The 19,374-nt window shown below is 31.4% G+C and carries 21 protein-coding genes; 6 read left to right on the top strand and 15 right to left on the bottom strand.

What is annotated here, in order from left to right; translation table 11 throughout:
* Window positions 1-22 precede the first annotated feature (22 nt).
* The 4 genes from X924_RS05220 to X924_RS05205 all read left to right on the top strand — a co-directional run bounded on the left by X924_RS05220 (window position 23) and on the right by X924_RS05205 (window position 3,662).
* Window positions 23-1,222 (top strand): hypothetical protein, encoded by a 1,200-nt coding sequence (locus tag X924_RS05220; RefSeq protein WP_121957889.1) that lies wholly within the window; start codon window positions 23-25, stop codon window positions 1,220-1,222.
* 72 nt (window positions 1,223-1,294) lie between these two features.
* Window positions 1,295-1,444, top strand: coding sequence for a hypothetical protein (locus tag X924_RS10145; protein WP_158245324.1), 150 nt, complete (start codon window positions 1,295-1,297; stop codon window positions 1,442-1,444).
* Window positions 1,445-1,870: 426 nt separating this feature from the next.
* Window positions 1,871-2,644, top strand: coding sequence for an alpha/beta hydrolase (locus X924_RS05210; protein ID WP_121957887.1), 774 nt, complete (start codon window positions 1,871-1,873; stop codon window positions 2,642-2,644).
* A gap of 19 nt (window positions 2,645-2,663) precedes the next feature.
* Window positions 2,664-3,662 (top strand): dienelactone hydrolase family protein, encoded by a 999-nt coding sequence (locus tag X924_RS05205; RefSeq protein ID WP_121957886.1) that lies wholly within the window; start codon window positions 2,664-2,666, stop codon window positions 3,660-3,662.
* Between the two features lie 103 nt (window positions 3,663-3,765).
* On the opposite strand, the gene X924_RS05200 is transcribed toward X924_RS05205, so the two are convergent.
* The 15 genes from X924_RS05200 to X924_RS05130 all read right to left on the bottom strand — a co-directional run bounded on the left by X924_RS05200 (window position 3,766) and on the right by X924_RS05130 (window position 17,220).
* Entirely contained in the window at window positions 3,766-4,863 is a 1,098-nt protein-coding gene (locus X924_RS05200) for a BMP family protein (protein ID WP_121957885.1), read from the bottom strand.
* 262 nt (window positions 4,864-5,125) lie between these two features.
* Window positions 5,126-6,307 (bottom strand): sugar MFS transporter, encoded by a 1,182-nt coding sequence (locus X924_RS05195; RefSeq protein ID WP_121957884.1) that lies wholly within the window; start codon window positions 6,305-6,307, stop codon window positions 5,126-5,128.
* 315 nt (window positions 6,308-6,622) lie between these two features.
* Entirely contained in the window at window positions 6,623-8,461 is a 1,839-nt protein-coding gene (locus tag X924_RS05190) for an FAD-dependent oxidoreductase (protein ID WP_121957926.1), read from the bottom strand.
* 34 nt (window positions 8,462-8,495) lie between these two features.
* Window positions 8,496-9,605, bottom strand: coding sequence for an NADH-quinone oxidoreductase subunit D (locus tag X924_RS05185; RefSeq protein ID WP_121957883.1), 1,110 nt, complete (start codon window positions 9,603-9,605; stop codon window positions 8,496-8,498).
* Window positions 9,592-10,134: an NADH-quinone oxidoreductase subunit C gene (locus X924_RS05180; RefSeq protein WP_121957882.1), complete on the bottom strand. Its 543-nt coding sequence runs from the start codon at window positions 10,132-10,134 to the stop codon at window positions 9,592-9,594. Before X924_RS05180 ends, X924_RS05185 begins: the two co-directional genes overlap by 14 nt.
* Entirely contained in the window at window positions 10,118-10,705 is a 588-nt protein-coding gene (locus tag X924_RS05175) for an NADH-quinone oxidoreductase subunit B family protein (RefSeq protein WP_199172637.1), read from the bottom strand. The genes X924_RS05180 and X924_RS05175 overlap by 17 nt, the downstream gene beginning before the upstream one ends.
* Window positions 10,702-11,604 (bottom strand): respiratory chain complex I subunit 1 family protein, encoded by a 903-nt coding sequence (locus X924_RS05170; protein ID WP_121957881.1) that lies wholly within the window; start codon window positions 11,602-11,604, stop codon window positions 10,702-10,704. The genes X924_RS05175 and X924_RS05170 overlap by 4 nt, the downstream gene beginning before the upstream one ends.
* The gene (locus X924_RS05165; RefSeq protein WP_121957880.1) at window positions 11,601-13,442 is read right to left on the bottom strand and encodes a proton-conducting transporter membrane subunit; all 1,842 of its coding nucleotides are present in this window, start codon (window positions 13,440-13,442) and stop codon (window positions 11,601-11,603) included. The genes X924_RS05170 and X924_RS05165 overlap by 4 nt, the downstream gene beginning before the upstream one ends.
* On the bottom strand, window positions 13,443-14,864 hold the full coding sequence (locus tag X924_RS05160) for a complex I subunit 5 family protein (protein WP_121957879.1): 1,422 nt from the start codon (window positions 14,862-14,864) through the stop codon (window positions 13,443-13,445). It lies immediately after the preceding gene.
* Complete coding sequence (locus X924_RS05155; RefSeq protein WP_121957878.1) at window positions 14,857-15,192, bottom strand: sodium:proton antiporter; 336 nt, start codon at window positions 15,190-15,192, stop codon at window positions 14,857-14,859. Before X924_RS05155 ends, X924_RS05160 begins: the two co-directional genes overlap by 8 nt.
* Complete coding sequence (locus tag X924_RS05150; protein WP_121957877.1) at window positions 15,189-15,914, bottom strand: Na(+)/H(+) antiporter subunit B; 726 nt, start codon at window positions 15,912-15,914, stop codon at window positions 15,189-15,191. The genes X924_RS05155 and X924_RS05150 overlap by 4 nt, the downstream gene beginning before the upstream one ends.
* Window positions 15,914-16,159 (bottom strand): hydrogenase subunit MbhD domain-containing protein, encoded by a 246-nt coding sequence (locus tag X924_RS05145; protein WP_199172636.1) that lies wholly within the window; start codon window positions 16,157-16,159, stop codon window positions 15,914-15,916. The genes X924_RS05150 and X924_RS05145 overlap by 1 nt, the downstream gene beginning before the upstream one ends.
* Complete coding sequence (gene mnhG, locus X924_RS05140; RefSeq protein ID WP_121957876.1) at window positions 16,152-16,490, bottom strand: monovalent cation/H(+) antiporter subunit G; 339 nt, start codon at window positions 16,488-16,490, stop codon at window positions 16,152-16,154. The genes X924_RS05145 and mnhG overlap by 8 nt, the downstream gene beginning before the upstream one ends.
* Window positions 16,487-16,738 carry a monovalent cation/H+ antiporter complex subunit F gene (locus X924_RS05135; protein WP_121957875.1) on the bottom strand — a complete coding sequence of 84 codons (252 nt, stop codon included), beginning with the start codon at window positions 16,736-16,738 and terminating at the stop codon, window positions 16,487-16,489. Before X924_RS05135 ends, mnhG begins: the two co-directional genes overlap by 4 nt.
* Window positions 16,735-17,220 (bottom strand): Na+/H+ antiporter subunit E, encoded by a 486-nt coding sequence (locus tag X924_RS05130; protein ID WP_121957874.1) that lies wholly within the window; start codon window positions 17,218-17,220, stop codon window positions 16,735-16,737. The genes X924_RS05135 and X924_RS05130 overlap by 4 nt, the downstream gene beginning before the upstream one ends.
* A 775-nt stretch (window positions 17,221-17,995) precedes the next feature.
* On the opposite strand from X924_RS05130, the gene X924_RS05125 reads away from it, so the two are divergent.
* Window positions 17,996-18,682: a cytochrome c biogenesis CcdA family protein gene (locus X924_RS05125; RefSeq protein WP_121957873.1), complete on the top strand. Its 687-nt coding sequence runs from the start codon at window positions 17,996-17,998 to the stop codon at window positions 18,680-18,682.
* A 1-nt stretch (window position 18,683) separates the two neighbouring features.
* The gene (locus X924_RS05120) at window positions 18,684-19,361 is read left to right on the top strand and encodes a thioredoxin fold domain-containing protein (protein ID WP_121957872.1); all 678 of its coding nucleotides are present in this window, start codon (window positions 18,684-18,686) and stop codon (window positions 19,359-19,361) included.
* The last annotated feature ends 13 nt before the right edge of the window (window positions 19,362-19,374 follow it).

Genomic DNA, 19,374 nt, shown 5'->3' with positions numbered 1-19,374 from the left:
TAACTTAAGGTGAAAAATTCTTATGAGAAAAAAAACATTTTGCATGTTACTATTTTTTATAATAAGTTTCATGGGACTATCTGCTAATCTATCTAAAGATAGGATGGTTATAAATTTAAATGATAATACATGGATTAGCAAACAAATAGCAGAAAAAATCAAGAATGTTGGAAGTTACATGTACAATACAGAAATTAAAGATATTAATTCGCATTCTAATTTATCTGAAGGTTATGATGTTGTCTTAAATATTTATACAAATTCCAAAGAAAATGTAACTACAGCCTTTGGATATTTCCATGGAGGAACTTTTTCTTATTCTGACAAAAATTTAGAAACAGCTGATTGGGTAGAAAAATTTTCTGTAAAGGCTTTGGAAATAGTTTCTATGCAAAGATTCTTGTATAGTGATAACTGGGATTTTTTACAGCTAACCTTTTGGAAAGGAGTAGATGAATACCCAGTATTTCAAAACAATAAACTATATTTCATAAGTGATAGATATATAGGTAATAGAGAAGTTTATATATTTAACTTTGAAACAGGAACAGAAGAAAAAATTTCTTTAGAATATTCAGCTGAATACTTTCCTGACATCTCACCTAATGAGAATTTTTTAGTTTTTCAAACAAGTATGTTTGGAAAATGGGATATTGTTTTGTACAATCTTAAAACCAAAGAAATTTCAAGAGTGAACCCTCCAGGCAAAAATGCTTACTCGCCTTATTTTTATGACAATACCTTGATTTTATTTACAATGGAAGAAGATACTAATCAACACACGGAGATCTGGATTTATGATCTATTTTATAATAAACTCGAAAAATTGAGTGATTCTAAAGATATTTTAAAATTTAGACCTGTAAAGTGGGATAGTAACAAAATCAGTTTTTATGGGGTCGATTTAAATAATGCTGATATGAATTTGTATTATTTAGATGATAATAATGAAATATTTCCTTTAATAAAAACTTCTAAAAATCAAACAGATAATTGGTCTAATGGTTCCAATTTATTGGTTTTTTCTGAATTTGATGGGAGATACTTCAATATTTACGAATATAATAATGAAGAAAAAAGAAATTTGACTAAATCAATGACCAATGATTGTTTTTATCCATCTTACTCCCCTGATAAAAAATATATTTTTTTCACAAATTATTATTTAGAATCAGATATTTTTGTTGCTAATAGGCGAGTTGTTTTTGGAGAAAATGAATAATTGTATGTTTTAGACTTTAAAATTTTTTTGAAAATCAATTGCTTTGAATCCCATTGTATGATATAATAATTAATGAAAAGATTAAAAAATATGGTGTTACCATTTTTTCCATTATTAGGGCTAAATGCCAAGGGAGGCGGGACTGTGGACAAAAAACCTGAAAAAGATAAGAAAGATAAAAAAGGTAAGCCACAGGACAATCAAAAGAAAGATAAAAAGTAGTAAAACTAAGGATTAAAAAGTAATAAAAAAGGCGGCGGAATGCCGTCTTTCATTTTTTTGCTTTTATTTAATAAAATATGCTATAATTTCATTAATAAAAATTCATTTTTATTAAATTTTAAAGTTTTTCCTTAAGAAATATAAATATGGAGTGGTTAAAATCTCGAAAAATTTGGAAGGACAAGTTGAAGACAAAGATTTAAAAACAAAATCTAACGTCAAATTTTTAAAAAAATTTTTTAAGTTGATAGGAACTATTTTTGTATTTCTTTTGTTTTTTTGGAATTTTCTTTTAGCTTTTTTTATTGTTTTGTTGTTAAATTTGAAAACAATAAGAAAATCAATACTTGGACGTCTTCCATTAGAAGTGAAAAAAATTCTTATAATGGTCCTCATACATTTGTATATAAGGAAGAAACAGTTCCGTTGAAATTTGACATATATTTTCCTTCAAAAAAGAAAAATGCCTTTCCCGTTGTTTTCTTTGCACATGGGGGAGGCTGGATAACTGGAAGTAGAAAGTTGGCAAGTGCTACTGCCTGGGCAAAATTTTTAGCCAGTAGGGGATTTGCGGTAGTTTCCATTGATTATAGGTATGCTTATTTTCACAAATATGAAGCATTAATAGAAGATTATTCTAACGCTTTGCAATATATAAAAACTCATGCTAAGGATTTAAATATTGATAAAAACAAAATTATCTTAATGGGAACATCTGCAGGCGGTACATTATCTCTTTATTATGCTGCTTATCATACCTTTAATCATAATTGGGAGGAAATGCAAGGTATAACAGGAGTAGTTTCATGGTATGCGCCAGCAGATCTATTAGACTTATGGAATCAACAAGTTGAATCACTCTTTGCAAAGTTTGCAATTACTACTACTATGAAAGGATCTCCGAAAAGAAAAATAGAAGATTATAAATTGTATTCTCCCATAAATTATGTCTCTAAATATATGATCCCAACACTTTTGGTTCATGGTAAAAAAGACACTACTGTTCCTGTAGATTCTTCTATAAAACTTTATAAAAAATTAAAAGAATTTGGAGTCGATGTTTCTTTACTTATTCATCCTAAAGGAGATCATTCTTTTGAATTAGAGTTAAAAGATTTTTTGACGATAAAATTTGTTGAAAAAACAGTGAATTTTATGAAGGAAGTTTGTGAGAAAGAAAAATCTGTTGTTTTAAACTAATTTTTAGGGAGTGTATAAAATGTCTGTAAATTTTAATTATGTTAAGAAAGAGATAGATTTTTCAAAAGCATATTTAAATAAAGGAAAAATGTTTAAAGAATCTCTAATAAAATTTGATTCTTTATATAGTTTTCCTAAAAAAGGTACTAAAACGATAGAACTTTATCTTTTTGAACCTAAACAAAAAGCTGTTGGGTCTGTTTTAATTCTTCATGGATTGGGAACTAAAAATATAACCTATATTCTAAGAATAGGTCGTTATTTTTCTCATTTAGGCGTTAGAGCAATTGTTCCTATTCTTCCTGATAATTATACAAGAACATCAGATGGTTCTACAAGTGGGAAAAATTACTTTTCTGATAGCATGGAAAAGATTTCAAACACCTGGGAACATGCTGTGGTAGATATATTAACTATATTGGATTTTCTTAAAGCACATGAATTATGGCATGAAAAAAATTGTTTAATCGGATATTGTTTAGGAGGTATGATTTCAGTTATAGTCAATGCTTTAAGCTCAAGTATTAATCATAATTTTATAATTGCCAGTGGTGGAAACATGGCTGAACTTATTTGGCATTCTCCCACTCTCGAATATGCAAGAAGGGAGCTATTAAATAATAAAGACGAATCAACTTTTTTGGATAATAAAGACCTTTTGATAAAAACTTTTAATGATGCTTTTAAAGAATTAGAAAGGTTTAGATCTGTTGATGAAATTTTAAATAGTAATATTCATCCTTTATTAAAGGTTGATCCGGCAATATACGCTAAATTTGTTCCACGAGAAAAAGTTACTTTTTTGGAAGCTGCCTTTGATATGACTTTACCAAAAAGCACAAGAAAAATACTTTGGCTCAATTTAGGAAAACCAAACAAAATAGTGTTGCCTATAGACCATATAAGTTGGTTACCTTTTCAAAGATTGATTTCTAATATCATTGTGAATCAAATGAAATTTGAAGGAATAGCTTACCAGTTTATTAATCTTAAATATATCGCTAAGTTTGAAAAATAAAAAGGGCGATTGCCCTTTTCCTGAAGCTAACACCTGAAGTAACCTAAAAAATACTATAGACAATGTAGACGTCTATAGTATTTTAATTTTTTAATGTAGGAATTTAAAATGGAAAAGTTATATGAGATAAGTTAAATATATTTAGCGAAGATTCATTATTAGGGATAGAAATTTCTTTATCTTTAACAAGTTTTTCTAAATAAGCTAATTCAGCTATCGCCTCATTAGGTACCATCCCTTTTGTATATTTCATTTGCGAAAGACCTACTGCATCATCAGCTATTCCTAACACGTGATGTCCTGATTGAAAAACTCTGTCAAAGATTGCGGATGAAATTCCTTCAAAAGTTGCAACATCTACCTTTTTTCTCGAACTCGTTAAAACATAGCCAGGAGCCATAAAATCTTGATCCATATCATACCCTATTACAAAATATCCCATTCCTTTTTCATAGTATTTATCTATTATTTGATGTAATGGAGCATTCATTGGTAGTTCATAAAAAGAAGAACCTTTTTCTTTTGCAGCATCTATAACTGCTCCCGTTGTTACTCCTGTAAATACTATGTCAGCTCCCAGATTATATTGAGAAAGGGCTATTTGCTTTGTTTTTCCAGCATCTGTAAAACTGCCTACATAACCCGTTATAACTTCAACTTTTTTACCTTTAATGTCATTGTAGGCTTTTACTCCTGATTTATAACCTATTTCATATCTTTTTACTGGAGGAATTTCCAATCCTCCAATAAAGCCTACTTTGTTAGTTTTTGACATAGAAGCCGCAATATATCCTAATAAAAAGCCGGCTTCTTCTTCTTTAAAAGTATAAAGAGCAAGATTTCCGGGAATAATTTGACCTGGGGAAGGTTCGATATCAATTCCGATGAAATATGTATCTGGATATTGAGCTGCAACACTAAAAAGTACGTCAGACATTAAAAAACCTACTCCCACAACTAAATCAGCATTTTGAGCCGCTCTACTCAAATTCGATAAATAATCAGTCTGTTCTTTAGAAATAATAACGTCACCTTCAACACCTTTAAACTCTCTTACTGCCATTTGAATGCCTTCCCAAGTTCCGTCATTAAATGATTTGTCTCCTAATCCACCTGCATCAGTAACCATAACGACCTTAAACGAAAAACTGCTTGTTAGAATAAGAACCATAAATAAAAGTATCGATGTAAACTTTTTCATGCTTTATCTCCTCCCTAAATATAAAATTACTGCCTTTAAAAATTATGAAATTCATATTTTATAAGTATCTTAGTGTTTAACTTTTTAGAAAATACCTCCCCGCTTCTAATCCTTACTAATTCCCAATTTCTTTAATCTTTTCAGTACTTGTAGCCAGGAAAGAGCGAAAGGACTACGCCCTAAACTCTTTATAAATTCAAAAGCTTATTATTAAAAAATTTTCATTTCTAAAGTCTTTAAAATATAAAACTCAAAAATAATTTTATTCATCAAAAATAATTTTACCATTTACAATTTCAGTTGTAAATAATAAAATAAAAGCCAATATCAAAAGAAAAGCAGGAAATAATGAAATATTAATATACTCGGCAATTAAACCAAATAAGAGGGGTGTAAAAGTAGAACCACTATAAGCAAACGCCATCTGAACACCCATCATTGACTGAGAAAGTTCTTTACCAAATATCCTGGGAGTCTGATGAAGCATGCTAGGATAAATAGGTGCACAGCCTAACCCTATAAAGGATAATCCAATAGGAATTTTCCAAACGGGCAAAGGCAGTATAATCAGTGTAATTCCAACAAAAATAATACTTAAACCAATTTTGATTAATTGTTTGTTTGAAAATCTAATGGACATAAAACCAGAAAAAAAACGACCTATAGTGATTCCTAAATAATAAACAGATGTCCAAAAAGCGGCAATCTCTGATAACACTCCATAATTATTTACCGCATAACTGCTTGCCCAAAGTCCGGTTGTTAATTCTAAAGAACAGTAAGAAAAAAAAGCAAGTAATGCCATCTTAGATTTTGGAATTTTTAAAATTTGAGATAAAGAAAGTGCTTTAATATCTTCTCCTTTATTACCATGGTTTTGTGTTCTCTTTTTTTCTATTGGTGAGTTATTCCAAAGTGGGAGAGATATTATTAAAACAACAACTAAAACACTTTGAATGATGCCTATTGTTATATAACCCATATTCCAGTTATTATTCTTTGCAAGCCAAAAAGACATAATTACAGGTCCTGTTGTTACTCCGACTCCCCAAAAGCTATGCAACCAATTCATGTGTTTTGCTTCATAATGCAAGGCAACAAAGTTATTCAAAGCAGCATCAACTGAGCCTGCACCTAATCCAAGAGGAATTGCAAGAAACAACAAAAGAAAAAAAGAATGAGATAAGCCAAAACCAATTAACGCGATAGCTGTCATTGATACACTCACTAAGGTAACTCTTCCCGTTCCGAATCTTTTTATAAATCTCGCGCTCAAAAAACTTGAAACTACAGTTCCTAATGAGACTATCATTGAAAGGATTCCTGCATATGAAACAGAAACAGATAAATCTTTATACATGACTGGCCAAGCAGATCCCAAAAGGGAGTCAGGTAAGCCGAGACTGATGAAAGATATGTAAATGATTACGAGTAAAGCTAACATGCAAACCTCCAGAATATTAGTAGGTTTAATTTTTTTATTATATTTTAATAATTGGCTAATTACATTGTAGCTTTTATTATTATATCATCTTGAATCAAGTTATAAAAAAATTTATCTCTTTATTTAAAATTAACAAACTAACTACATAAAGTATTAAAACCTATGATAAGTGAAAGTCTAATTTGTTCTACTTTCTCTTTTATTAACTGTCTTCTATATTTTCCATTGAAATAAATTACAATAAATTATGTAGAAAATAAATAAAAGAGAGAATAAAATCAATTTAAAAATAAAAGAGGCATCGCTGCCCCCTTTTTATTTAACTATCTTTTCTTCCATTATATACTTATCTATTCCTTGTGCTGCTCGATGCCCGTCAGCAATTCCATGTATGATGTCTGGCCCATTTACTATATCTCCACCTGCAAACAGCCAAGGTACTCCTTTAACTTGACCGTATTCGTTTGTTTTGATTTTTCCTCTTTCTATCGTTATTTTATTTTGTATATCTTCTGGTAAATAAGAATAATCTGGAGCTTGTCCTACGGTCATAACAACCATGTCTGCTTCAACCATCATTGTTTTTGATTCATCATATTTTGGATTAAATCTTCCATTTTCATCAAATACTTCTACACATTTTTTAAATAGTACCCCTTTCAATTTGCCGTCTTCAACTACTACTTTTACTGGTCCCCAGCCAAGATGAAAGTTTACTCCCTCTTCTTTACCCTCTACAATTTCATCTTCGTCTGCGGGCATTTCATCGAAAGTTCTTTCTAAACTTAATACATGAACTTCCGATTCACCATTTTCTAAGTTTTGAAGTCTAAGCATAGATCTTGCAACATCCATTGCTACATTTCCTCCACCAATAACCACTAATGATTTAGGAATGTATGGCTTTGATCCTTCTCCTCTTACGTAGTTTTTCATTTCTTCTAAAATAGTCAAGGAATCATAGACTTTTTCGTGGTCTGCTCCCTCAATTGGCAGTTTCCTCCCTTTGTTAAATCCTGTAGATGCGAATATTACATCGCATTTTTCCCTTAATTCTTCTAAGGTGATATCTTTCCCAACTTTTGTGTTTGTTATTATTTTTACTCCCAAAGATTTTATATAATTGACATCTTGCTCAAAGGCATAATCCGGTAATCTATAAGAAGGGCCACCGTAGTTAAGTACTCCTCCAGGCCTGTTTTTTTCTTCGTATATGGTTATTTCATATCCCATCAGAGATAGAAAGTATGCAGCAGAAAGCCCGGCAGGTCCTGCTCCTATTATAGCAACTTTGGCGTTTGCCCTTTTTATAACTTCTTGATTCAAAATTTCTCTATATTTTTCTTGGGGAACATTGTCTACTATATATCTTTTCAACCATCTAATAGCAACGGGTTCTCCTCTATGACCTATGGAACATACAGTTTCACATTTGTGTGTGCACATTCTTCCACAAACTGCTGGCAATGGATTGGTCTTGTAAAGATCTTTTAACCCTGTTTCAAGGTCGTCTATATAGATATCTCTTATATAATCTGCTATATTCATATGTGCAGGACAAGTTTTTTCACATATACTACAATCTACACAACGAGAAGCCTCTTTTATCGCCTGCTCTTTTGAAAATCCCTTAACCATTTCAATAAAGGATGTTTTTCTGACTTCTGGTGGATCGATTTCCATTTCTTCTCTTTCTAAACCAAGTAGATCTGAATTTTCATCTCTAACGTAACCAAGTGATTTTTTCATTCTATGAATCCCATCTTCTGTAGGTATAAAAAAGAAGGTGCTTGGATCTTTTGATATATGTAAATATTCTTTTGTCATTTGCAATGAACCCGTCGTACATATATCCACACACAATCCACAAAAACTACATCTTCCATAATCTATTGAAGGTCTTTCTGCTTTGGACCCTTCGACGTCTGGAAGTTCTTTAAATTCTATCATTGTTATGGCATCAGTAGGACATATTTTTGAGCAAGTTCCACAACCTATGCATTTTTCCCAATCATTTACATGAAATCCTCTATACCTATCAGATGCTTCTCGAGGAGTAGTTAATATGTCATCCATGGGAATAGTTACAGGCTTTCTTGTTAGATACTTCCACGCTTTTGCAGGAGCAAAAAAACTTTTTTCAGGTGTTTTCATTTTCATTGTTCACCTCTTTTATTAATTTTATCTATTATCGATCAATTTCAGGAGGACATACTCCCATTGTTTCCATCCAAAGAGCTGCATCTTCAATTCTAATTCCAGGCATATATTTTTCCACTCCCAATAATCCTTGGGGATACGAAGCCCCTTTAACAGCTACCCTATAAGGTTTATCTTCTCCTTCAGAAACCAAGTAATACCCGTATTCTCCTCTGGTACATTCAATATGTGTATAAACTTGTCCTTTTGGCACTCTCCATCGTAAAGCATTTCCAACAGAAATTTTGTTCCATACTTTTCCTTCTTTTGGCATCTTTTCTATTGTTTGCCTTATTATTTTTATACTCTGATATATTTCTATATATTTAAAATAGAGTCTTGTGTACCCATCAGAGTAATTTGCAGTTGGAACGTAGAAATCAACTTGATCATACCTTGCGTAAGGATCAACTTTTCTTATATCATAGGCTTCTCCTACAGCTGATCTCATTCCAATACCAGTAACGCCTAATTCCCAAACAACCTCTGCAGGTAATAATATTTTATCTTTTGTTCTTCTAATGACTAATGGATTTTTAAGTATTAAATCTTCATACTCTGGAAGTCTGCTCTCCAAGTAATCAAGAAAACTTTTGATCTTCTCTAACGTTTCTTTGTTTATATCTTTTCTAACACCACCTGGTACTATGTACATATGGTATATTCTTGCGCCTGTTATTTCTTCAAATATATCTAAAATTAAATCCCTATCAGCAAGACCCCAATTTGGTCCCGTATATAAACCTACTGGTCCACCTATACCTCCCAAAGACATCAAATGATTCGCTATTCTTGCCAATTCTAAGATAATCATTCGAATCCAATGAGCTCTTTCAGGTACTTCCACTCCGGTTAATTCTTCTATCGCCATAGCATACACCATTTCATTTATATCTGGTTCTGGAACACATATCCTCGGAATTAATGCAAGATTATTCATCCAATATCTTCTTTCCATAAGTTTTTCAAACCCTCTATGTAACATACCTGGCATAGGCCTTGCTCTAACTATGGTATCTCCATCTACATACATGTGAACACTGTAATTACCATGCATACCAGGATGATTAGGCCCTAAGTATAATTTAAGTTCTTTCACTTTTTTCACCTTCTATTGCCACTTTCTTCGCAACTTCAACATCGTACTGTCTATCAGGAAATTTTCTTTTTGAATATTCCAAAGGATCAAAGTCTTTTCTTAAAGGCGGTTTATCATCCCACAACTCTAAAAACAGCGGCTTTTCAGAATCCTCATTACCTTCGAATTTTACACCAAAGAATTCATGTACATCTCTTTCGTAGTACTTGGCACCTGGGAAAATATTAACTATACTAATATATTGAGGATTTTCTCTTTCTATTTTGGTTCTTACTATGAATGTTTTAGCGTTTGTCCAATTGAATAATATATAAACTAATTCAAACTTGTTTTCCTTTATCCAATCTACACAAGTCAATAAGCTTAACTGTTTCCAACCTAAACTCTTTAAGTAAGTCAATACAGCGGGTAGATCGTTTTGATCAACGGTAATACTTATTTCATTATTTTTCGGCGTAGAATACTCTTTTATATCGTAGCTTTTTTCTAAGATACTTATAATACTTTTAGAATCATTCGTGAAATTCATCTTTTACGTACACCTCCCCTAAGGAACGGATCTGGTTTTTTCTGTACCATTCGTAGTTTTCTACATATTTTTTCCATCCATTAGCTTCACCCTTTGTTATCATGTTTTCTAAGGTCTTAAAAGTATTCATTATTGCTTCAGGTCGTGGCATACACCCTGCAACGTATAAATCTACAGGAAGATAGTAATCGAGTCTATTTATCACAGCATAAGAATCATAATATATTCCTCCATTTATAGTACAAGAACCGAATCCAACAAGATATTTTGGAAACATCATTTGTTCGTAAGTGTATATTACTCTTCTTAATGTTTTAACGCTTAGATAACCAGTTATCAATAAAACGTCTGCTTGACGAGGAGTTGCCATAGGTCCCATTCCTAATCTTTCCATGTCAAATCTTGCTGTCATAGTAGGAGGTAACTCAACTGCTCCGCAACCTGTACAATAGTGAAGCATCCAAAGGGATTTTCCTCTAAATATATTCCTTATCTTTTCCCAAAACGTCGTAGTATCGTTTAAATCTTCTTCGAAAATATTTACTTCTGTTATTTGGTCTTTGTTACTCATACGTTCACCCCCAGTCCTGTAAAAATCACTATAGCTGTTTGAATAAGAGAAAGAATGATTGGCACTCTGTAGAAATATGTAACCACGTTTTCTATTCTAAAACGAGCCGATACACTGTATATTAAAGTTACTAATGTATAGACCAAAAAGTATTTTATTAGATATTCCAATAAGTTCCCTCCACCTAAAAATAGGTTCACAAATAATCCTACTTCTACTAAAGTAGCAAATTCATGTTGTAACATCAACATACCGAAATGTTTACCTCCGTATTCAACCATAGGTCCCGAAGCTATTTCTGTTGGGGCTATGGGGGTATCAAAAGGCACTTTAGTTAACATACCCAAAAGAGAGATAAAAGCTACTATTGCACCAAGAGGCATGGTAAAGATATGCCATCCTAAAATCCCATTTATTTGTTGTATATGGGCTAATTCACTTAAAGAAGAAGTGCCGTATGCATGTATCATTGCAAATACTACAATCATAAAAGGAACTTCATAGGCAAGCATTTGAGTTAATGCCCTCATTATACCTATACCCGCCCAAGCATTTCCTGATCCAGAAGCACTCATTGCCATACCTAATGATCCTACTGCTAAAAGATAAACAACCACAAAGAAATTATCTAAACCTTCAAAAGCCACTATATTTCCAAAAGGCAAAAACATAAAAGTAGCTATTGTTCCACCTAAAGCCATCATAACTCCAAAATCATATATAAAACCATGGGATATGGATGATTTTGATAACGCTTTAAATATATCCATAAATGTTTGGTACCATGGAGGTCCCACTCTTCTATGAACCTTAGCTGTAACTTTTCTTTGAATCCCATCTAAGCTTAATTGCCATAAAAAACCAACGATAATTACCAATAATGCTATCAAGTAACTCATAATTTATCACCCCAGAAAAAGGCTATTGTTATTATTACTGAGATCCAAAATACTCCTGTAGAAACATTTGAAGAGAAAAACCAACTTTTCACAAGTTGCCCAAACTCACTTACCCTAAGAGCTATGGCTTCATAAAATTTTTCTATAGACGGATGATTTTTGTATAGCCTTTCAAAAGGCGCGTAATAGCTTTTAGCGTAATGGTAAGATTCGGGATCGTATATAAATTCACCTGCTGTGTAGGTATTCATCTGATCTACAGGTTCTGCTTTTTTATGTGTGTAAAAAATCACGGCTGCTATAATGAAACCTATTACAAAAACTAATGTTATAACGATAGAATCCCACATACCGCTGAAAGAATAAATTTTTGAACCTTCTATAGTTATTGGTGTTATATTTAAAGAACCTTGAATTTTTGATATAAATGCCAGCATATGAGAAGGCATTACACCAAAATAAATTGTAAGCAATGACATTACAAACATTGGAATTTGCATTAAAAATGGAACTTCTTTCACATCATTATACTTTGGAGACAATTGGCCCAAAAATACGGTAGCCAATGGCCTGAAAACATACATGAAAGAACCTATGCTTCCAAAAAAGGCAGCAAATGCCATAAACATAAGACCCTTATTTGCTAATCCTTGGAATATTAACCATTTTGAAGCAAATCCACTCATAGGCGGAATCCCTGCCATTGAAATTATGGCTATTAAATAAGCAGCAAAGGTTACCGGCATCTTTTTTATCAAACCACCTAATTCATTCATATTGGTCGTTCCCGTTCTATAAGCCACTGCTCCAATCGTTAAAAACATGGCAGCTGACGCCATTGCATGATTGAAAATATGCATCATTCCACCAGCAAATCCCACCTGATCTAAAAGAGATATACCAATCAATATGTATCCCCCATTTGCTACTGTTGAATAAGCAATAAGCCTTTTAGCATCTTCTTGCTTTATTGCCATAAGGGTTCCAACTATTATACTTATTGCTCCTAACACCATCACTATGTAATTTTCATAAGGAACTCCAATTATTTTAATATGTTTTGAAAATATCTGCGAAGTGGGAATAACCGCACTAATCAGTAAAGCAATAAACCCTCCCATTTTAACCAATCCACCTGATAGAACAGGGGAGAAGGTGTTAGGTGCATTCCCGTGAGCTATTGGGAGCCAAGTGTGAAATGGGAAAATACCAAGTTTTGTTAGACCGGCTATTATGATTAAAAAATAAGCTATAATTGCTGTGTTAGGACTATCGATTAAATTCTGCGAAATGGTATTAATATCAAAAGTCTGATAAAGTGAGTATAAATACATTATCGCAAAAAACATCGAAAAGGAACCGATTGTACTGATAGTGTAGTAAACTACCGATGCCTTTCTTGATTTACCAAGAGGGATTATAAACAAAGATGACCAAACTACCATTTCCCAAAATATAAAGAGAGTCAAAAAATCTTTGGCATAAAAAACACCTAAAGTAGACACTACAGAAAACACATAGAGCATATTGTACGAAGCGGGATTGATTAACTTTTCTACCCAATAAGGATTGAAAAAAGAAACAAGAAAATAAGTTAAAACCATTATTATGGAAAAATACCATCCATAGTTTGAAGTAACTAATTGCAAAGAAAAATCACCAAAATTAATTAAATTGAAAATGCTTCCGGCATCGTTCATATACCCAAATAAGAATATCAAAATAAACAACGTTGAAAAGATTGTACAGTAACTACCCAATTTTTTATTAACTTTGGTTAAAACAAAAGTTAAAAGCGAAGCAAGTAGACCAATTAATAAAAGAGAGTTCAAAGCCATCTATATCACTCCCTGTGGAATATAGGATATTAAACTACTTAAAGTCTCAGAAGCATTATTTACAAAGCTACTAAAAAGTTCTGGATAAATTCCTCCCACTATCAATAAAAAACCAATAACTACAGCTAAAACATTTATAACAAATATTTTGCTCATTGAAAATTTTGTAGTTAGTTTTTCAGTTGCTTCTTCATGTTCTTCTCCAGGCACCCACAGTTTAACTAACATCCTAATGTAATAAACACCTTCAATCAAACTACCAAAAAGTATTAAGACAGGAAAATACCAATTGGAAGAAAAAGCGATATTTACTATATTAAATTTTGCGTAAAATCCAAAAAATAGAGGTAATCCGATCAAAGATAAAGCTGAGACAGTAAAACCAAATCCTACCAGTGGGTATTTCCTAAAAATACCCGCAGAGGCATCTATTGCATCGCTTGAATTATTATCATATATATTAGCAGCGGTAGAGAACATTATTGTTTTAGCAAAAGCTTTATTAATCAGTTGAAGAATTGCAGCATATCCTCCCCCCATTAGAAACAAGCCCGTTATTAAACCCGCTTGTCCAATACTGGAAAAGGTAAGAATCTCTCTCATATTTCTTGAAGATGATGCCGATACCTCTGCAAAGATAAAAGTTATGAACGAGATCGTAATAATTATGTTGAATAAAGTTCCTGAAATTTGAAGTATATTAGAAAAAAATCTTCCAAAAATTAACAAAGTAGTTGATGCATAAACGGCAGAAAAAAGAGGCGCCGTTAAAGAATTTGTATTTGAATAAATTCCTCTTACCCATCCATTAAAAGGTAATAACTTTGCCTCAACTGCAAGACCCGCGAAGATAAGAATAGTAACTAAGAGTTGGATATTTAAGGACAGATTTATAAAATTATTGGCTAAATCTACCATATTTAAACTACCTATAACGTTATATACCACTATTATTCCCAATAGATATAAACTTGAACCTATAGAACTTAGTATTAAATAATTAAAAGTATGAAGAAATTTTTTATGCAACGTCGAGAGTATGTAAGCAGAGATGGTTGTTATTTCTAAAAAAACATAAAAATTAAATAAGTCGTTAGTAAGAATCATACCGTTCAACCCTGCTAAAGCTATTAATAAAACTATAGAATAACTCTTTATATTTTTAAAACCAACTAAGATAGAAACCAAAAATAATACATTTACCAAGATTATCCCAAAAAATGAATAATTATCTACAAGTAAATTGATACCAAAAGGTGGTTGCCACCCTCCAATTTCATAACTTCCATTTTGAACGAAAAGAAGAAATATAATATTTAAAAAAGAAGCCATTAACAACAAAAATTTAGAAGACTTCTTGAAAATCGTTGCTAAAAATGCAAAAAGCAAAGGTATAACTATTAAAAGAATTGGATTAATCATCTTTACCACCTCTAATTTCATCTATCTCTAAAGAACCTTTTTCTTCGTATATTTTTCTTATAAAAGTAAGACCTAAAGCAGTGATACCAAACCCTATAACTATGGCTGTTAAGACCAAAGCTTGAGGCAAAGGATCAACGTAATTAGTTGTAGATTCAAATGTAATTATAGGTGCCGTACCATCTTTTATATATCCAATAGAGATGATGAAAAGGTTTAAACCTAATTCAAGAATATTCAAAGAAATAAGCATTTTTATAAGATTTTTTGATGATAGTAACCCATATATTCCTATAAAAAATAATCCCAAAAATAAGTACTGAATCATGCTTTTTCCCCCTCTGAAAGAAAGTCACCTATAATATTCGATAACTCCGACCCAACTTTTAAACCTATAAGTACATATAAAATAGGGGTTAAACCTGCACTGAAAAGTTCTCCTATTTTCCCTGAAGGTAAAAAGTTGTATAAAAATGAATTAAACACAAACAACCCAATTAATCCTAAAACAATTATTAAAATTCCGGAAGTTCCTTCAAGAATATTAAAAGTATTCATTTTTTCTTTAAAATTATCATCACTTAGATACATCAATAAAATCGAAGAAGCTATCATAGCTCCTCCTGGGAAGCCTCCACCTGGTGTTAAATGGCCGTGTATGAATATATATATACCAACAATTAATATTATTCCCGTTATGATTCTTACGCCTGCTCTCAAAATAAAATTAGGTTTTATTCTGAACTTTAACCTTTCACCACCTATATTTAAAAGTAAAGAAACCCCTAAGGCAGAAACAAATAAAACAGTTATCTCTCCCAAAGTATCAAATGATCTATAATTAACCACTATAGAAGTAACTATGTTCGCTGAGCCTGTTTCAGGATAGGGTCTATTCTCATCTACGCTTTTGTCTACATATCTTCGAGATACTGTACTATTTAAATCTTTCTCCCCATATTTTGGAAACAAATTCTGTGATTCAAAAAGTAAAGAAAATACAAAGAAAGCTATTGCAAATGTCAACAATGCAGAAATAAACTTCTTCATTAATTCTCACCACTCTTTTTCATAAACATTAGAGTAAAAACGAATAAAGATGTCATCAAACCCGAACCTATAACAGCCTGAGTTATTGCAACATCAGGGGCTTTCATTATTACAAATTCAACTACTGAAAGAAGAGAGGTTATAGAAAGAAAAATAATAGAGTTTAGCATTTTTTTTGATTCAATGGCCATTAAAGCAAACAAGATCATCAGAAAACCTATTATTACACTGATGATTTCAATCATCTTTTCTCATCTCCTGCTCTTGATATAATAACTTTAAATCATCTCTTTGTAATTTCGTTGTTTTTGCCTTGTGTAAGTAAGAAGCTCTCGCTAATGTTGAACTACCAACAGGATTTGTTATGGTCATAAAAACAACTAATATAATTATTTTCATAAACCATGTTGGATTTAAAAACCCGATTCCTAAAATTAAAGAAAAAGCACCTAAAGTCGTTGCTTTAGAACCAGCCTGTATTCTATTGAAAACATCAGGCATCCTAAATATCCCAAGTCCTCCTAAAAAATAAAATACCCCTCCAATAATTAACAAAATATACCCAATTATATTCATTTTTTCGCCTCCAAATATCTTGCGATTACTACAGTTTCTAAAAAAGAAAGAACTCCATAAACAATGGCTATATCAAGGTATAAATCGCTCTTAAAAATATGTGATAAAAGCACCAATATCCCTGTAATCATAACATTCATGGTATCTAACGATACTACCCTATCTGTGGCTGCAGGGCCTATAATCATTCGCAAAATAGAGAACAAAATCCCTACACCTATTAAAATAAATACAATGATTTCAATCATTTAAATATCCTCCCCAAAATTTTTTCAAAAGATTTTGTGACATTTTTTTTATACTCTTCCTCATTTTTACCTTTTACATCAATCCAATGTATATATAGATTATTTTCATCTACATCGATAGATAAAGTTCCGGGAGTTAAAGTAACAGAATTTGCAAGGGTAAACTTGCCTACTTCACTCTCTAAATCAATAGGAATTTTCACAAAGCCTGGATTTAAAGGAATCTCTGGGGATAACACTCTCCTTGCTACATCGATGTTTGATAAAAACATCCTATAAATAAAAACAGGAATATAAACAAATATGAAAATTACTGCTTTATATAACACAGAAATTCCAAATTCATAATTCACAAACTTAGAAATTACTGAAGCTAATACGAGAGAAACTAACAAGCCAACGATTAGATCAGATACGTTAAAAGATGTTAAAAATAGCCAAATTAACCAAAGAACAATACTCGTAGAAATAAATTTTTTCACTATTACCCCTCCTTTAAATGATTTTTTACTCACTTTAGAAATTCTAAACTTCACATTTTATAAATATTTCAGCGTTTAACTTTTTACAAAATACCTCCCCGCTTCTAATCCTTACTAATTCCTAATTTCTTTAACTTTTTCGGTACTTGTATCGAAGGTGGGGGAGAGGCTCCGCCCTGGACCCGCTATAAATTCAAAAACTCCGTTTTTATAAAATTCTCGTTTTTAAAGTCTCTAATGATTTTTATTATCCACTTTAGAAATTTCAAAACCTAAGTTTTGCCAATCTTTTAACTTTAAAGTTATTCAAAAATGCCTCCATAACTCTAATACTTACTAACTATGAATTTTTTTAACTCCTTCGGTACTTGTATCGAAGGTGGGGGAGAGGACTCCGCCCTGGACCCATTTTAAATTCAAAAACTCCGTTTTTATAAAATTCTCGTTTTTAAAATATTTATTAAATTTATTTGTGAAAAAAATCTCTTATATTTTAAAATAAAACATTATATTAAATACATTATACCCGTATATAGTATAAATTCAAAATTGATAAAAACTTATCTATTTACTGTTAATCACTTCTAATTTTTTATAATCATCCATAATCAAAGATAAAGAAGAAAAACAAAATTTTTGCAAAAAGAAAAACTCATTTAATAAAAAGATAATTTTTGTCATATTTATTTTGTTGATTATAAGGCAAAAATTATGATATAATTCTTATACCCAGTGAGGGTAGCTTTTTATTATACAACTTTGGGGGAGTATTTTTATGGAATCTTTATCATTTTCTACATCTGTGAGTTTTATAACAGCGCTCTTTGGAGGTATAATTTCCTTTTTTAGCCCTTGTGTGTTACCTTTAATACCGGTATTTTTTGGAATCGTTATACCTGATATATCAAATACTCGACTTGTTATAAAAAGAGGAGTAGGATTTTTTATAGGACTTTCTTTGTTTTTTTCATTTTTAGGAAGTCTTTCAGGAGCTTTAGGAATGATATTGGCAAGGTATCAAATACTAATAAACATCATTGCAGGTATCCTCATCATATTTTTTGGGTTACTCTATATTTTTAACATACGCTTATTTACTACTCAAAAAATTGATTTAAAAAGATATAATAAAAGTTCTTCCTTTTTTTCAACCTTTTTACTTGGAATTTTAATAGCATTGATTTGGATACCATGCGCAAGTCCGGTCTTAGCTTCTATTCTTACGTTAGCAACTACAACAGGTAATGCCGTAAGAGGAGCTCTTTTGCTTTTTGTATACTCGCTTGGTATTTCAATTCCTTTCTTATTTTTAAGCGGAATAGTGAGCAAGATAGTCTCAAAAGTAACGATCGGTGAGCCAAAATGGGAAAAATCTTTGAGGATAGTAGGAGGAATGTTATTGATAGTGGTAGGAGTAGTAATATCTTTTGGTTTTTTCAATAATTTGCAAGGAGGTTTTTAATATGAAGAAGTTTTTGCTTCCTTTGTTTTTAATTTTTAGTGTTGTATCTATATTTTCTGTTCCTTTAGAGGAATTTGTACTCAATAATTTCAACAATGCCTTTACAGCGGCAAAACTTACTGATAAAAACGTTGTTGTAATGTTTTCTACTCCTACATGCCCTGCTTGTAAACAATTCAAACAAACTACTCTTTTAAACGAAGAAGTTCAAAATTGGCTAAGAACAGAATATGTCTTTGTTGAAATATATCCAACAAACGAAAAGGCTATTTTTCAAGGCAATGAATATACACACGGACAGTTGTTTTACGCTTTGGGTGCAAGATATACTCCCACTTTTATATTTTTTGATTCAGAACAAAATCCTTTTGGAGCAATAACAGGAAGTTATCCCCCTGAAATTTTTATTGATGTTTTAAAATACGTTATATATGAAGGAAACGAAAAAATTTCTTTAGACCAATTTATCCAAGACAATTTAGGAGAAAAAGTAGAAATTTCTCCAAAAACGATTTATTTGAAAGAAGAGGAAATTAACAAGCTACTTGAAATAGATCCAAATACAAAACTATATTCGAGTGGAAAAACTTTTGACCCATATACAAATGTAATATTTTCAGAAGAAACTGATTTGAAAAATTTTGAAGATTATTTTGTAAAAATTATTAAATTAAAATAAAGAGAAATATTTG

It is taken from the genome of Petrotoga sp. 9PWA.NaAc.5.4 (genome assembly GCF_002895485.1).
Lineage (GTDB): Bacteria > Thermotogota > Thermotogae > Petrotogales > Petrotogaceae > AZRK01.
This window is presented reverse-complemented; position numbering and strand designations above follow the sequence as displayed.

What these genes read in the sequence shown, in the direction of transcription:
- X924_RS05165 (WP_121957880.1), bottom strand. Translation starts at nt 13,442, where the DNA reads ATGGCTTTGAACTCTCTTTTATTAATTGGTCTACTTGCTTCGCTTTTA.
- X924_RS05175 (WP_199172637.1), bottom strand. Translation starts at nt 10,705, where the DNA reads ATGAGTAACAAAGACCAAATAACAGAAGTAAATATTTTCGAAGAAGAT.
- X924_RS05145 (WP_199172636.1), bottom strand. Translation starts at nt 16,159, where the DNA reads ATGATTGAAATCATCAGTGTAATAATAGGTTTTCTGATGATCTTGTTT.
- X924_RS05195 (WP_121957884.1), bottom strand. Translation starts at nt 6,307, where the DNA reads ATGTTAGCTTTACTCGTAATCATTTACATATCTTTCATCAGTCTCGGC.
- X924_RS05180 (WP_121957882.1), bottom strand. Translation starts at nt 10,134, where the DNA reads ATGAATTTCACGAATGATTCTAAAAGTATTATAAGTATCTTAGAAAAA.
- mnhG (WP_121957876.1), bottom strand. Translation starts at nt 16,490, where the DNA reads ATGAATATAATTGGGTATATTTTGTTAATTATTGGAGGGGTATTTTAT.
- X924_RS05120 (WP_121957872.1), top strand. Translation starts at nt 18,684, where the DNA reads ATGAAGAAGTTTTTGCTTCCTTTGTTTTTAATTTTTAGTGTTGTATCT.
- X924_RS05170 (WP_121957881.1), bottom strand. Translation starts at nt 11,604, where the DNA reads ATGAGTTACTTGATAGCATTATTGGTAATTATCGTTGGTTTTTTATGG.
- X924_RS05135 (WP_121957875.1), bottom strand. Translation starts at nt 16,738, where the DNA reads ATGATTGAAATCATTGTATTTATTTTAATAGGTGTAGGGATTTTGTTC.
- X924_RS05150 (WP_121957877.1), bottom strand. Translation starts at nt 15,914, where the DNA reads ATGAAGAAGTTTATTTCTGCATTGTTGACATTTGCAATAGCTTTCTTT.
- X924_RS05160 (WP_121957879.1), bottom strand. Translation starts at nt 14,864, where the DNA reads ATGATTAATCCAATTCTTTTAATAGTTATACCTTTGCTTTTTGCATTT.
- X924_RS05125 (WP_121957873.1), top strand. Translation starts at nt 17,996, where the DNA reads ATGGAATCTTTATCATTTTCTACATCTGTGAGTTTTATAACAGCGCTC.
- X924_RS05155 (WP_121957878.1), bottom strand. Translation starts at nt 15,192, where the DNA reads ATGATTCAGTACTTATTTTTGGGATTATTTTTTATAGGAATATATGGG.
- X924_RS05190 (WP_121957926.1), bottom strand. Translation starts at nt 8,461, where the DNA reads ATGAAAACACCTGAAAAAAGTTTTTTTGCTCCTGCAAAAGCGTGGAAG.
- X924_RS05205 (WP_121957886.1), top strand. Translation starts at nt 2,664, where the DNA reads ATGTCTGTAAATTTTAATTATGTTAAGAAAGAGATAGATTTTTCAAAA.
- X924_RS05200 (WP_121957885.1), bottom strand. Translation starts at nt 4,863, where the DNA reads ATGAAAAAGTTTACATCGATACTTTTATTTATGGTTCTTATTCTAACA.
- X924_RS05220 (WP_121957889.1), top strand. Translation starts at nt 23, where the DNA reads ATGAGAAAAAAAACATTTTGCATGTTACTATTTTTTATAATAAGTTTC.
- X924_RS10145 (WP_158245324.1), top strand. Translation starts at nt 1,295, where the DNA reads ATGAAAAGATTAAAAAATATGGTGTTACCATTTTTTCCATTATTAGGG.